This window comes from Fictibacillus solisalsi (genome assembly GCF_900103485.1).
Taxonomy (GTDB): domain Bacteria; phylum Bacillota; class Bacilli; order Bacillales; family Fictibacillaceae; genus Fictibacillus_C; species Fictibacillus_C solisalsi.
In genome coordinates this window covers 104,869-119,627 of the sequence record NZ_FNHW01000005.1, presented here as the reverse complement: position 1 = coordinate 119,627, position 14,759 = coordinate 104,869, and the positions used below count along the sequence as shown (strand labels likewise).

Below are 14,759 nucleotides of genomic sequence, written 5' to 3'. Positions count from 1 at the left end.
AAATTGGCAGTTTCTCTTAATTGTACGATTGTACGATACTTAATGTTCAGCATTAGTTATTGTCAATTTCTATGTTGACTTAAAACCCTAATTAATAAGGAAATGACGTGTGCCAATTCACATGCTCATTTCTTCTTATTCCAGTTTTTCAGGAAAGCACCTGAAAATGGTTTAGTTTTATAGCACAAATCTTTTTAGGCAAAAAAATTCCCTCTTAATTGATAAGTAGGGAAATGATGCCAAAATTTATAACAAGGGATTTAATTTACTAATGGCTCGCGAACCCACCTCTACTTCAGGAAAAAACTTATAAAAAGAGGGGTGGTACCTATCAGGAGGTAATTGAATGATTTTTGCACCATCCTCATAATAAGTTATGGCAAAGGCTTCTCTTCGATGTGAAAGCACGTTGGCATTAGCACTATGGAAGGTCCATCCATTATGAAAAGTGACGTCCCCCACCTGGAGAGCCCCATAATTAATCTCCTTGAAGCCCTGGCGTATTGCTTTTCTTATTTTAGTTTCCTGATTAACGTGGGACCCGCTCATAAAGTTTAAAGATCCTACACTCGATGGCATGTCGTGCAAAGGAATCCATGCGGTTATCGTTTTATTGGTATCAAGTGGCCAACTTATTTGATCCTGATGCCATGGGGTTGCATTTCCGTTAGCCTCTTTAAAAAAAATACAATCATAATGAAGTCTTACAGCGGGAACACCTAGTAACCGTGCTGCAATATTGGCCAATGGTTTAGATGTAACAAACTTCCTGATATACGAAGAGTAGGTCCAAAGGTTTGTTACTTCCAAAAAATTCTTCCCAAAATCATCCCGTTCATATTGGGATAAATAATCCTCTTCTAAAGCATTGATTACGTCATGAATCTCAAACCTCAATTGTTGTATCGCTTCCTGTTCAACTAACATTCTAATCAGCCGGTGTCCATTCAGTTGGAAAAGTTCAACATCACGTTCTTTAAAATTATGATCTTTTATCATAGGAGGATTTTATTTCCAGGAATCAAAGTATCCTGCCTCTTTAATAGAGAAAACAGATTTTTGCTTCTGAGTAATTTTCGTATCTTTATTTAGTCGACGTCGAATTTTTTCCCCTTCTCGGTTGATTAGTTTATTAAAATTTAACGCAAGTCGCTCTACACTCTCTCCTGTGTAATGTGTAAGCAAGCAACGCCTAAATTGATAATCTGTGGTATTTTCGGTCGAACCATGAATAATATTCCCATTAAATATTACAACATCCCCTGGTTCAGTCTCTACATATTCAATTTGATCCTCTTCAACAGACAATCCTTGTCCAGTATCCGAAAAGTATTTCTTTACATTAGTAGGATCTGCATCGGGAAAGCTTAGATCCGTGGTTTGTGTGCCTGGGACAAACTGTAGTCCTCCATTCTCCTTATTCGTATAATCTAACGAAATCCAAGCAGCATAGGTAGTTCCTGGTGATACCCCAAATGCGTAATTATCCTGATGAAGAGGAAGTGAACGAGTGGTAGGGCTCTTAAAATAATAACTTGTCGAAATCACCAGTGCTTCTTCTCCTATAATGGTTTTCATTAGATCAAATAGTTCAGCTTTAAGGGTTTGCTCCATTATGACAGGGTTTTTACGGTGATAATCCCTCAAACGTGGGTATAAACTTTCTAACGGGCGAGTAGATCGTACTGAAATCTCACCTTGTTGCACCAGTTTGAGCCATTCCCCTTCAAAAGCGCGTATGATTGTTTCGACCTCATTTAAATCAAAGACATTTTTTACAACGACATAGCCTTTCTCATCAAATCTTTGTTTTAACTGCTGGTTCTGTTCAGTCATAGTATTCTCCTATTTTTTCAGTCTGGAAAAGCTCGGACATTTTTCACCTTTTCTAGGGTTCTTGGGATTCAATCTAAGTGTTGTTGGTTGTCGTAGCATTTTTGCACCTTCATGTTTATGCTTTTTCGAGTCAGTTACACTCTTGTCTGTTTATGATTAGATTTAGCATATCTAATTCCTTGTTTTCTTTCTCGGCTTCTCTATTTCACTTTCTTTTACAATCTTGTCTTCTATCATTGCACATAGTGAATGGTAAATAGGCAAATGATACTCCTGGATTCTATAGGTTTCTACAGAAGGAACTCGGATGATCACATCACAAAAATGATCTCCCTTAAAGCCTTCGGTGTTCCCTGTAAAACAGATTACCTTCATTCCTAAAGCTTTTGCCGTATATATGGCATTGGTAATATTGATGGATTTACCTGAAGTAGTGATAGCAATTAACACATCCCCCTCATTACCATATCCGACTACTTGTTGCGCAAAGGCAAATTCATACCCTATGTCATTAGAAACAGCCGTCATGGTTGCGGTATGAGCAGATAATGAGATAACAGGAATCGCTTGTTCAAGGTGATTGGATAAATGTATGCCTTGCTCACCTAATTTTGCTAAACGTTCTTTAACTAACATTGAAAGCGGACGTTTTGCCCGGAACGATTTCATTAGTTCTGCTGTAAAATGATCAGCGTCTGAGCTACTTCCACCATTTCCGCAGACGAGTATTTTACAGCCCGTTTTATTCACATTCACTAGTAATTCGTATGCTCTCAAAATAGTGGTTCTACATACATTCAATTCAGGATAATGGAACATTAATTCATCTAAAAAGGTCTTTTTTGTCATATAGCCTCCTTTTTCATAGTTTCACTTGGAATAGTGCCAGGTGGCTCGGCTTAATATTTGAAGCTTGCACAAGTTATGCAGACCATTTTTTCTACCCATATACTATAATTACAATAAATTAAAATGCAGGTGATTCATTTGGACACAGAGCGGAAAAAAAGTGTGTTTGTTTTGGGGGATATTGTCTTAGATTGTTATGCAGAGTGTCATAACCAATTCTCAAACAATGAAGAAATTCAGAAGCTGATTATTCAAAAAAAGAAGTATCTACCAGGGAATGCAGCAAATGTAGCTAATAACCTAAGCGCCTTGGGGGTGGATGTTTATCTTTTTGGGGTCACGGGAGAGGATATGTATGGGGACTTACTTCAGCAAGGGCTAGATCCTGCTATTCATAAGCATATTATTAAAAATCCTTCCGTTCTTACACCGCTAAAATCACGCTTTATTTCTAAAGAGAAGACGGTCATACGGATCGATGAGGAAGTTTATGCTCCACTCCTGTTAGAAGAAGAGGCACATTTACTGAATTTATTTGTATCTCTTCGAAGTAAAATTGGTTATCTTGTGATATCAGACTTAAATAAAGGAACATACAGTGATGCACTGTTGAAATCCATTATTAAAGATGCCATCGATCATAATATCCAGGTTTTTATCGATCCATCAGCCAAAAGAAATTTGAGCGTCTACACCAACGCAACTGTAATAAGCCCTAATTTAGAAGAGTTTAATGCCCTGACGGATACAAATGCACCTTCTTTACAAGAGGCTTTGCTTGAAGCCAAGGAAACCCTTAAAACGCACAAATTTACTTATCTCCTTCTAAAAGGGGATGCATCCGGATCTATTCTTGTAAGTGAACATGGTAGTTACCATCTTCCTGGCTTAACAAAAAGAATGGTTAGTAGTATTGGTGCCGGGGACTCTTTTTTAGCTGCATTCATCGCTTCAATGATCCAAAGTTCTAATTTATTTAAATCCTTCGTGATGGCGAATGTAGCAGCATCCATCTCCGTTTCAAAAAAATATACATCGACTGTGACAAAATCAGAGATTCATCATTTCTTACATGAATTAAAGGCAGGTGGTGACAATTATGGATCTATTCAAAGAGAAAGTTAAACAGAATAGACAGTTACTTAAACAACGAGAAAAACTATTCGTTTTCCTATTTGAACAAGATAACGTTAATGGAGTTTTATCAACTGTTGAAGCCTATACTCATTCCATTGTTGCGTTTAAAGGTAACCAAATAGCAGCCCTTTCTGAGATGTTTCCATACGCTGAGGTTATCTATCTAAACAGCAATCCATCCTCACAGAGCATTAAAAGTGCCTTTCAAAATCAGGGAGCTAATGAAACTAATCATCCCATTCCTTATAAAAATCCATTAACACTGCTTGTAGCTCTTCAGCCAAATGTTGATCCCTTTCTTGTTAACGATTCTATCTTAAATCGTGTACATAATTCCCAAAATTTCCTCCCCTATTCTCTCCTTCATTCCCAAAATTATATTTATCCTTTCTTTATCCATAAAAATCCTCGTTTCACATATAAGTACCAACCTAAGAAAAAACGAATCGCATTACTGTTCGACTGGTTTTTCGGAAATGGCGATGTAGCAGCAGTGTTTAAGCAGATACAACACTTCGTTCAGACCCATCATATGAACCATAGGGTGGACTTAATTACAAGAAGTGGCCCACTTCATCTTTTAAAGGAATTGTTTCCTAACTGCCGGGTTTATGTTCACTTTGATAGTTTTCATGTATACGAAGCTATTACAAAATGTAATGTTTATGAAAACGTCTATTTTCTAAATACAAGACTCGACCATCCTCCTCATTTACATCTTATTGATGTGGTATCACGTTCGCTTGGCTTACCCGAACCCGTTAGTCATCTAATGGAAGAAAGCGACCTTCCTCCACTACCTGAAGAAATTCAGTTTAAAATTGACGCCATTAAGCGGCATTCAAAGTCGGTGATTGGAATCCAGTTCCATACAAAGGATTCACAAAGATGTTGGAACCCGGAGAATATATCAGATTTTGTAGTAAAATGTGAACAAAATTCCCTTACTCTAGTTAATTTAACTCCTCAAAAAGACCTTCCACAAAGTGTTATGGATTTAAGTTCATTACCCCTTCCCCAGTTATTTTCACTAATAAAACAATTAGATATCGTTGTGGGAATTGATAGTGTTTGTGGACATATCGCTGGCGTAGTAGGTACACCCTCACTCACCATATGGGGAGGAGGAACCCCTCTCTCGAGTGGGGTAAACCCTTATGTTAGTTATCGACCAGTTAGTGGCAATTATAGCGTTTATACAGAATCAGGCTATGCAAAAGAAATCCCTTCCACCCTCATCTTCAAGAGGATGATGCAGATTCTTAAAAAGGAAATACCATTAGGCCTAGAGCGCATTACCATACAACAGACTCAAAAAAAGGTAGGGGTAGAGCAGGTAGGGGATTCGAGATGAATACAATATTCCTATTGAATAAAACAAAAGATCCCACACTGAGTGAATGGTATGAAAGAAAGATCAACGATGAATTAAGAGCATTGGGAATCAAGGATGTTCATTGTAAAGCTGTTAGTTCAGAACCAATGGCATTAGAAATAACACACCCCCTTGTGCTAATCTGCTCATCTTCTATTCTAAGGGATACGTATTCTTATCAAAGTGCAGAACAGGTATACGCTCCACATGCTAAGATTCTTGCCATTATCGTTCATGAGAAAGTAAAGTTTTTCCGTCACCGCTTTACCAACCTTCAATTTTCTCCACTTAGATTTATCTATAACCCCCATCGCATGCCTCTCCGCGAGTTGATTTTCCATTTACTATCTCAATTAGACATCGACTTGGAGGTACGAAGATGAACTCAAAGCGGTTGCAAGAGAAGGTCCTTCTAGACTATGTAGACAACTATAAAAGAAATAAAAAAACCATTATTCTTGCTGGAGGGTGTTTTGATTTATTTCATCCTGGACATCTCGAATATCTGCAAGGTGCTAAAAAGCTGGGTGACATTCTTATTGTTGGTATCAATAGCGATAACTCCATTCAATCCATTAAAGGGCAACCGCCCTTGTTTTCATTAGAAGAACGAGTGGCAATTCTTTCTAGTCTCGAGTGCGTGGACCATCTACTTGTTATTTCTGAGTTAACTCTTGTCCAAGCAGTTAAGACGATTCAACCTCATTTTTTTGTTAAAGGCATTGATTATCAAGGGAAAGTGTTTCCTGAACAACAAGCCGCAAAAGAGATTGGCACTAAAATCAAGTTAATTGGCGAAAGAAAACTATACTCTTCAACGCAATTAAAAAAATCATATGAGAGGTGATTATTATGGAACCTATAAACTTAAATACTGAGTACCCTTTAACCGAAGAACAAATCAAGCAGTATCAGAAGGATGGCCATATCTTCCTCCCACAGGTTATGAAGCAATCTGAAATTAAAGAATTTCAGCCAGAGGTTAAGAAGCATGTCTTTAATTATGCTCTAGAAAATGTACCGGATGAAGATCGTAAATACTATGGGGTAGAAAAGGCATTCCCTACGGTGATGAACATGTGGGAAGTTAACCAAAAAATCAAAAGGTTAACTTTTGCAAAGCGTTTTGCAAAGATTGCCGCAGATCTTATGGGCGTAGATAGTATTCGTTTGTATCATGATTCTTCTATTTTCTTACCTCCAGGAGGAGGTGCCATTCCTTGGCATACCGATAGTGCATACATGCTGCCCATTCATCCAGATAAAACGATAACCATGTGGATGGCATTAAACCATATTCCTGAAGAGATCGGTTCAATGGGCTTTGTTTCCAGGTCACATGAACTTGCCACAGAGGACGTACTCCTTGCAGCCAGAAAAGGATATCCTCTTGCTTCTTATGGGGCCATGGAAGCTGGAGACGCAACCTTCCACTCCGGTCTAACCCTGCATTATGCGGCTGGAAATCCGACCAAAAATTATAGAGAAGTACTAACCATCATCTATATCGCAGACAACCTCACGATCGTCGAGCCGGAAGAAAACAAAGCAAAAGAAGCAAGGAATTATCATTTAAGAAGGCTCTTCCCAGGACGTAAGCCTGGAGATCTGGCTGAAAGCGAATTGACCCCGGTTCTTTACTCAAAGGATGGATATCATAATGAGTAAACCAACTTCCTCTTCCTTCGATTTAGACCGACCTTACCCCGTTTCCTCCAACCAAATAACCACCTTTCGTAAAAAGGGACATGTGAAACTTGAAAACCTAGTTAATGGACCAGAGCTGGCTATTTTTCGGCCACTCATTAAGCAAGCCGTCAAACAGTATAACCAAGAGGTTAGGCCATTAAAAGAACGAGACACATTTGGACAAGCCTTTCTCCAAACAATAAATTTATGGAGAAAACACGAATCGATTAAAAGGTTCGTTACTGCGAAACGGTTTGGTAAAATTGCTGCTGACCTTTTAGGAGTTAATCGGGTAAGGCTCTATTTGGATCAGTCTTTTTTTAAGGAGGCGGGCGGAGGACCTACCCCCTGGCATCAAGACAACCATTACATGATTGAATTGGACCCAGATAAAAAAGTCACCATGTGGATGCCTCTTGTGGACATTCCTGAGAGCTTAGGATCGTTGTCCTTTGTATCATCGAGCCATCAACAGAAAGAAATTACGTTAAAGAAAGCTCTAAAAAACAATTTGCACATCGAAAACTACGGAAAGATGAATGCCGGGGATGCCACTTTTCATGAGGGTTGGATCCTTCATAGTGCTAATAGAAACCCTTTGCCTATAGACCGTGAAGTCATGACGATCACCTATTATGCAGATCCAGCGAAGATCGTTGACCCTGGAGACAATGAAGCCAGACAAACTCATCTGGGAACCTACTTTCCGAATAGGCGTGTTGGAGATTTTGCCGATACATGGTTAAATCCTCTAATTTATGATCGAGATACAGATGGATAGAAAACAACCCACCAAATAATTGGTGGGTTGTTTCGTATTTTATGAATTGCTATTTTTCACAATGAGATGGTCCTCCAATACCAACGCGTCCAAATCGGTAGAACGGAAGAAATCAAAAGCTTCCATTGGTGTCTCGATTAGGGTCTCATCTGATTTTTTCAATGGCGTATTCAGGAGAAAAGGAATGTCACTTAAAGTGTAATATTCCTCCAATATTTGTGATATAAAGGTGTTCTTTTTCACGGGTAGGAAGTAGGTGGAATGGTCTTCATTGATCACGAGTGGAAATTGATCAGGTTCTTTTAAATAACACAGATTGAACACCGATGAAGTAGTAATTTGTTGAGATTGCTCCAAATTCAATATGCTAAATGGGTCAAGGCTTTCTCTCTTTTTAGTCCATAGCAGTTTTTTCTTAAGCCCCATCACCCTTGCATCTCCTACTATATTTCGCTGGCCATTGGGATATCTTCCAAAGCTACTTTTACCGGTAAAGATACCGATCAGGTAACCCCGTGTTAATAACTGGGCAGTAACTTTGATAAGCTCTTCTTTTGTGTATATACGATATTTCGATTCACTTAGGTGGTTAACAAGCTCTTCGGTTGAATAGCACTTTCCCCCAACCTGTAAATCTGGTCTCTTTTTCACCAATTTATTTGTAGTATGATGGTAGAGCAAGGCAGCTCCAATACTGGTTCCGGCATCCCCCATGAAGGATGGAGTATAGATGTTTTGAAAAGGGACTTCATTTTTTATTTTCATTAAAAGTTGAGCATTTTCAAAAATTCCACCTGCAAGACAAAGATTCTGCTTTTTAGTGATTTGATAGAGCCTTTGACAAAGGTAGACAACAATCCGTTCAAGATGATATTGAGCAGCAAACGCCAGATCCTTTTTACACTGTACTATGGAATTAGGCTCGCTTGCCTCTTTCAGCTTTTCCTCTAGATATTGTTTTAACGCCTCTAACTCTTCAAAGCCTTGGAGAAACTGACCATTGTGTAAGGTGTAAAAATCATTAAAATCCTCTAAGAATCTATCTGTTCCCCCATGACTTAGTTTAATCATCTTTATTTCATTCATTTCGGAATAGCCCATTCCAACCGTGACATACTGTAAAAACATTCCGATGGAATTCGTAACGATGCTAAATTCATCTGTCTCTTGTCCACTACTTTTTTGAATACAATGAATCTCATTTAAGTCTGCTACATACATGCTAATGGTTTCACGTATCCGCTTCTCTTCATTAATGTAACTACCTCTTCCATCTATAACGAGCACAGCGGCCTCATCATAAGGCGAAGGATAATAGGTAGAAGACGCATGGGTCAGATGATGGTTATATAATTTTATCTTGTCTGCATACTTCATGTAATAATCGGATTCAATAAGATCATTTCCAACGACAGCATCGATTTGATCCATGGAGAGGTCTAAAGCCGAGAGACAATATTCAGCAGCTTTGCATCTAAACGTTGACCGATTGTGTACAGCATATTTCTTTTTCGTCAGTCTTTCTTCTTCGATGGCCACAGCTGTTTCACCCTTGGATAAGATACAGGCTGAAAAATCATGAATGGAGCCCCCAAGGCCTAAAATATTCAACGGTCGTCTCCTTTGGAAGCAAACATGGAATGCTTCATTAATGGACGTATATCATTGATCAATCGTTTTGCATCGTCCTCTTTTGTTAAGTCATAATCATAGAGAAAACGAACATGTTCCAGAGGTTCACGATAGTAATCGAGTAACTTAAGAGGAATATTGTGAGGATTTACTTTCGCCCAAAGTTCTTTTCTCTGCACTTCAGAAAGACAATCAATTTCTAACCTTCTCTTTTTAGGTCCAGGTTCAGGGAAAAGGTGATGATTTTTAAGTGAAATGCGGTAACCGTTGATATAGAGCAATTTTAATCCTTTTCGTAGGCAAAAATTAATGGCCTCCTCTGCCCTATTAATAATTGGTTCTCCTTTGTCATTTAAAGAAGTATTGCAAAGAATGGGTACTCCCGTTTTAGTATAAAAGTGTTTAATTAACTTATACATAAGAGGATTTTGCTCTTTAGATATAGATTGCACCCGAGCTGAGTCGTCTAAATGAGCTACAGCAGGAATTTCGCTCACCTTTTCTGGTTGAATTAGAAATGTATGGAGCATTAAAGGGGAAGGATAAAAATCCTTAAACCATTGGTCAGCTAGTTTATCAAGTACCATTGGTGCAACAGGTCTCCACCACTCACGCTGCTTGATTTCGTTCAAGCGATCTTTCATTCGTTGGGATCGGGGATCACTGATAATGGAACGATTGCCGAGTGCCCGGGGTCCAATTTCCGAATGGCCATTAAACCACACAACAGGATCTATAGCGATATCTTCTACTGCTGTGTCAAAGTCTAGGGGTGAAATCTGCTCGATATATTCCTCGTAGTTCTTCCAGAGTGTATTTAGATTTATTGGATCATTTTCCCCAAAGAACGGATGGTCCATTGAAAATGAAAATCTCCCCATCTTCTTATAAAAGGCATACAATCCCATTCCAAGTGATAATCCGCTATCTCCAACACATGGGGGAGCAATAAAGTTTTTAAATCCATACTTTTTCATCAGATAGCTGTTGGTGGGACAATTCAATGTAAATCCACCAGACATGGCTAAATGGACATCCTTTGGATCAAAACCAAACCGTTTAATCGCTCGGTCAATGTTCAATTCCATGATTGTATAGGATGCTTCTTGGATGATTTTCATCAACATACTGATTTTATTTTCCTCTTCAGTAAAACGAGGATCAAAATAGTTGAATAAAACGCCCTCATCGGCTGTTGTAAACCTGCTTATTTGTTTATAGATTGATTCGAAATAGTTTTCTTTTCCAAAATATCCTTTCCCATCATAGATGGGTATATGATGCTCATAATTAATATATGCCCTACTGTTACTGGCAGAAGCGAGCGCCATCAACGTTCCTTCCTTCATTCCGAAATAGAACATAGCCCAACCCCACAAAAGCCCTGGGGATTCCACTGGAAACAGCTCTATATTCCCATTGTGAACAAAGCACCCTGCATAGTACGGCTTTTTAATACGTTCACTAGCATCGATAACACCATCCGGTCCGCCATCTACTGCAAATCCAATGATGTTATCCTCATAATAATGATTAGAATTAAGCATTATGGAAGAAAACAAATGCGATATGCTATGGTACGACAAATTGGGATAATCGTTTAAGGAATGATAATCATTCGTTGTATCCAAACTAGGAGTTCCCCAAATTTCCTCTATATCATCTAAAGATAGGCCAAGAGGACACAATAAAAGATTAATCGTATCATAGGCTTGTTCTAAACTGGCAAATGATTGATGATGTTCTTTAATTCCCGAAATCCTCTCTAACTCCCAAAATCTTATTAACTCGATGTGTTCATTGGTTTTTTTAAATAACGCTAGGTTTTGGTCATGCCTAACGATTTTGTTCAGAAGATGGTCAATCGGATCAATATGTAGGTAGGTTGATAAATAGTATCCATTTCTCATACTTACACCTCTTTAATCCCGTCTGATTTTGCTAGTACATATTCTCCAACAACAAGATAATCTAGATCCAACTTAAGAAATGTGACAACTGCATCCATCGGGGATTCAATGATAGGTTGCCCATTGTCATTAAAGGAGGTATTCAATAAAACCGGAACGCCGGTTTTATTATAGAAACACTCTAGCAATGAATGTAAGAGGGGATTCATTGTTTTTGACACCGTCTGAACCCGACCAGTGCCATCCACATGAGTAACAGCAGGAATTTGATTCCGTTTTGAAGGTGAAATTTTGGAAACAAAAAGCATATATGGAGAGGGAGATTGTAAGGAGAAATAAGAATGGGCATGTTCTTCCAGAATGGCTGGAGCGAAAGGACGAAACGGCTCTCGGTGCTTGATACGTTTATTAATCGTGTCTTTCATATCTTTTCTTCTTGGATCGGCGAGGATACTCCGGTTGCCAAGCGATCTTGGTCCAGCTTCTGATCTTCCTTGAAACCAACCAACAATCTTACCGTCCGCTAATAGATCCGATACATACTCAGTAAGATTAGGGGGATGATGAATGATCAACTCTTCAGCGTGTTGATCAATTGCTTTTTTTATTGACTCCTTCGAATACTCTTTGCCGAGGTAGGGAGTACACATGCCGGATTCAGTAACAATCCTAGGGTTGTCATGTAACGCATAATATCCATACAACGCACATCCTACAGCTGTCCCTGCATCACCGGCAGCGGGAAAGATGTAAATGTTCTCGAAAGGAGTATGTTGAGCAATTTTATTGTTTGCAACACTGTTCAATGCCACACCTCCCGATAAACAAAGATTTTTAGATTTAGTCAGTTGATAAAGAAATTGGCATGCGTGTATTAAGTACTCCTCCGTATGGTGTTGCACTGCAAAAGCAAAGTCCGCCTTACACTGATCCGGGTCTAAAGAAGTACCAATTTCTTCAATGATAAAATCTCGTAGGCTTTGAAGTTGGGAGGCTGTCTGCAAAAACATCCCTTGTTCATCCCTACCGAAAAAATCATGAAACTTATTGACGTATTTATCTGTACCATATGGGGCAAGACCCATTGTTTTCCCGTCCTGTAAAAACTCAAATCCAATTGCCTTGGTCACTTCTTCATAAAAACATCCTAATGAATTTGTAATGAGCTCCTGATGTTCTTTACCTTTGCTTTTTTTTAGTTCTTGAATTTGGTTTCCCTCACCATAATAAAAAGAGATTGTCTCTTTTGTGTCTTCCTCAATAGAGCTTCCTCTTCCATCAACAACCAAGATAGCTGCATCACGAAAGGGAGATGGATAAAATGATGAAGCGGCATGGGACAGATGATGATTGATAATTTGCATGTCATGATGTGAAAATCGGGAATAGTATGCTGGCTCAACAATATCGGTGGTGACAATCATATCCAAGTCTGATTCCTTTAGGTTACTTTCCATCAAGCAATACTCTGCAGCTTTATTCATGACCGTTTTACGTCCAATATTAAGTGCATGTTTGATTTTCAACAATCGCTCCTCTTCGATATAATGCACTATCTCACTACCGGACGTTAAACAAGCTGAATAATCATGAATAGAGCCTCCTAAACCTAAGATGTTCATCCTACGCCTCCTTATCAATTTCTAATTTTTTCGCTTGTATGGTGGACAGGTGGAAAAAATGACCTTGTTTGTCCATCAATTCTGTATAAGTTCCCATTTCACTTATTTGTCCGTTTTTAAGTACGACGATTTTATCTGCTTCTTTTAACGTTGCCAACCGGTGAGCCACCATAATAACAGTCTTGTCATGGAAATTATCAGAAAACAATTCAAATACTTTCTTTTCAGTTTCAAGATCCTGATTCGATGTCGCTTCATCTAAAATGATAATTTTCACATCTTTTATTAGTGCTAAAGCGACGGTTAGAAGTTGCTTTTCTCCAATAGATAAACCATAGACCTCTTGTATTCGATGCTCTCTAATAGTATCGGCAAGACTTGCAAGTCCAAGTTTCGAAATAATTTGTTGAAGCTGATCGAATTGCTGGCTAGTTAATTCATTTAAATATTCGATGTCGAATTCATAGCTATGTTGATCCACATAAGCTATTTGGCTTCTCAGATCTCTTTTGTTAACATCATCAATATTGTATTGATCGATTAAAATCTCTCCCTTATCAAGAGAATAAAATCCTAATAATAAATTGATTAATGTACTTTTACCCGTACCTGTTTTTCCAACTAAAGCTATAGTCTTGCCACTCTCAATGGAAAGGTTCAAGTTTTGAAGGACCGGACGCCCCTCATAACTGAAGCTTGCTTTTCGAAACTGAATGTCCCCTTTGAAAATTCTTTTTTGAGATAATTGTTCTTCAGTTTCATGTTCATTGTTTTCGTATACTGAAAAAACACGGTTCGCCGATTCTAAAGAAGTTAGAGATTGAACCCATTGTGAATTAATGCCTCTAAAAATGTTGAAAATACGTCTGGAATAATCAATTAACAAATAGATTACTCCAACCGTATACTGTCCTTCGAGTATTTTCCCCCCAAAAAACAGTAAAACTACAGCAATTAAGACTCCTTGAAATAAACCGTTAAAGTTGACATCCGTCAGATGTAAGATATGCATCCTTTTAAGCATATTTTTGTAGAGAACGTTGTTGGTCCTTGAGTATTCTTTCTCAAGATGGTTTTCAGCGGAATTCAATCGGATAATCGAAAGATTTTTCAACATATCTACCATCAGTATGTTCAATTGGTTCAGTTCAGATTGGATTCGTTTCACATACTGATTGACAGGTGAATTAACGAGATAATTTACTATCAAAAAGACAATGGGAACCGAGAGGGCCATTACTGCAAAAAATGAATTTATAAAAAAAAGAACACTGTATATACCGAGTAATTGAAGCACACTTACGACGAACCCGCCAAGAAAGTTATGATACAAATTTTTGATGTTCTTTATTTCATTTATTGCCTTGTTGATAAGGTCCCCTGTAGGAGTCTTATCATAGAATAGTTTTGGTAGCCTATCCAAGAAGTTAATAAAATCCTCTCTGATTTTTTCAATTACACGAAAGATATAGTTTGAGAAAAAATAATCATGAACGTAATTAAGAATCCCAGAGACTGTGATACAAAGCACAAAAATAACGATTGCCATAAATAATCCCGAATTAAACCCTTGATCGCTAAACCTATCCAAAAGAACTTTTACCATATAAGGAATAAATAAATCAATTCCTACTGCAAGGATTAACAAGATATTGCTAACAATAAAGGGTCGTTTATATAAAAGAATGTAATGTAGCAACCGGTTAAGCGTTGGATCTTTCATGTTACCCTCCCCCCTTAATGTTATTTCTGCTCATTGACAACTTCTTCTAATTCAAAAAGACATTTATTGATTGTTGTAGGCTCTTCTGTAAAACCTTGCTTTTCTAAACTTGCCGCCCTTTCTTTTAAACGAGCTGTTGGATCTTGTTCAATTTTGGTAACTATACGAACTCCATCTACAAATTTAAAGTATTCAATCATATGTT

The 14,759-nt window shown here is 38.1% G+C and carries 14 protein-coding genes; 6 read left to right on the top strand and 8 right to left on the bottom strand.

Translation table 11 applies throughout. The features are described 5' to 3' along the window. Window positions 1–246: 246 nt before the first annotated feature. The 3 genes from BLT53_RS21995 to BLT53_RS21985 form a co-directional block, all read right to left on the bottom strand. On the bottom strand, window positions 247–999 hold the full coding sequence (locus tag BLT53_RS21995) for a phytanoyl-CoA dioxygenase family protein (RefSeq protein ID WP_090238845.1): 753 nt from the start codon (window positions 997–999) through the stop codon (window positions 247–249). 9 nt (window positions 1,000–1,008) lie between these two features. Next, the gene (locus tag BLT53_RS21990; RefSeq protein ID WP_090238842.1) at window positions 1,009–1,836 is read right to left on the bottom strand and encodes a phytanoyl-CoA dioxygenase family protein; all 828 of its coding nucleotides are present in this window, start codon (window positions 1,834–1,836) and stop codon (window positions 1,009–1,011) included. Between the two features lie 171 nt (window positions 1,837–2,007). After that, the gene (locus BLT53_RS21985) at window positions 2,008–2,685 is read right to left on the bottom strand and encodes a D-sedoheptulose-7-phosphate isomerase (RefSeq protein ID WP_090238839.1); all 678 of its coding nucleotides are present in this window, start codon (window positions 2,683–2,685) and stop codon (window positions 2,008–2,010) included. A gap of 138 nt (window positions 2,686–2,823) precedes the next feature. On the opposite strand from BLT53_RS21985, the gene BLT53_RS21980 reads away from it, so the two are divergent. The 6 genes from BLT53_RS21980 to BLT53_RS21955 are packed head-to-tail and all read left to right on the top strand — an operon-like array spanning window position 2,824 to window position 7,667. Further along, complete coding sequence (locus BLT53_RS21980) at window positions 2,824–3,810, top strand: bifunctional heptose 7-phosphate kinase/heptose 1-phosphate adenyltransferase (protein ID WP_170834472.1); 987 nt, start codon at window positions 2,824–2,826, stop codon at window positions 3,808–3,810. Beyond that, window positions 3,785–5,176 carry a glycosyltransferase family 9 protein gene (locus BLT53_RS21975; RefSeq protein WP_090238834.1) on the top strand — a complete coding sequence of 464 codons (1,392 nt, stop codon included), beginning with the start codon at window positions 3,785–3,787 and terminating at the stop codon, window positions 5,174–5,176. Before BLT53_RS21980 ends, BLT53_RS21975 begins: the two co-directional genes overlap by 26 nt. Then, window positions 5,173–5,580, top strand: coding sequence for a hypothetical protein (locus BLT53_RS21970; RefSeq protein WP_090238831.1), 408 nt, complete (start codon window positions 5,173–5,175; stop codon window positions 5,578–5,580). The genes BLT53_RS21975 and BLT53_RS21970 overlap by 4 nt, the downstream gene beginning before the upstream one ends. Beyond that, window positions 5,577–6,044 carry an adenylyltransferase/cytidyltransferase family protein gene (locus BLT53_RS21965; RefSeq protein WP_090238828.1) on the top strand — a complete coding sequence of 156 codons (468 nt, stop codon included), beginning with the start codon at window positions 5,577–5,579 and terminating at the stop codon, window positions 6,042–6,044. The genes BLT53_RS21970 and BLT53_RS21965 overlap by 4 nt, the downstream gene beginning before the upstream one ends. 5 nt (window positions 6,045–6,049) lie before the next feature. Beyond that, window positions 6,050–6,865 carry a phytanoyl-CoA dioxygenase family protein gene (locus tag BLT53_RS21960; RefSeq protein WP_090238825.1) on the top strand — a complete coding sequence of 272 codons (816 nt, stop codon included), beginning with the start codon at window positions 6,050–6,052 and terminating at the stop codon, window positions 6,863–6,865. Beyond that, the gene (locus tag BLT53_RS21955; RefSeq protein WP_090238822.1) at window positions 6,858–7,667 is read left to right on the top strand and encodes a phytanoyl-CoA dioxygenase family protein; all 810 of its coding nucleotides are present in this window, start codon (window positions 6,858–6,860) and stop codon (window positions 7,665–7,667) included. The genes BLT53_RS21960 and BLT53_RS21955 overlap by 8 nt, the downstream gene beginning before the upstream one ends. Window positions 7,668–7,706: 39 nt before the next feature. On the opposite strand, the gene BLT53_RS21950 is transcribed toward BLT53_RS21955, so the two are convergent. From BLT53_RS21950 to BLT53_RS21930, 5 genes are read right to left on the bottom strand one after another with little or no spacing between them, the layout of a single operon-like run. After that, window positions 7,707–9,278, bottom strand: a complete 1,572-nt coding sequence (locus tag BLT53_RS21950) for a carbamoyltransferase N-terminal domain-containing protein (RefSeq protein ID WP_090238819.1) — start codon at window positions 9,276–9,278, stop codon at window positions 7,707–7,709. Next, entirely contained in the window at window positions 9,275–11,209 is a 1,935-nt protein-coding gene (locus tag BLT53_RS21945; RefSeq protein ID WP_090238816.1) for a carbamoyltransferase C-terminal domain-containing protein, read from the bottom strand. Before BLT53_RS21945 ends, BLT53_RS21950 begins: the two co-directional genes overlap by 4 nt. Before the next feature lie 2 nt (window positions 11,210–11,211). Next, a complete protein-coding gene (locus tag BLT53_RS21940; RefSeq protein ID WP_090238814.1) occupies window positions 11,212–12,831 on the bottom strand; it encodes a carbamoyltransferase family protein in 1,620 nt (539 codons plus the stop codon). Between the two features lies 1 nt (window position 12,832). Then, entirely contained in the window at window positions 12,833–14,554 is a 1,722-nt protein-coding gene (locus BLT53_RS21935; protein WP_090238812.1) for an ABC transporter ATP-binding protein, read from the bottom strand. 20 nt (window positions 14,555–14,574) lie between these two features. Then, entirely contained in the window at window positions 14,575–14,754 is a 180-nt protein-coding gene (locus tag BLT53_RS21930; RefSeq protein ID WP_090238809.1) for a hypothetical protein, read from the bottom strand. Window positions 14,755–14,759: the final 5 nt, after the last annotated feature.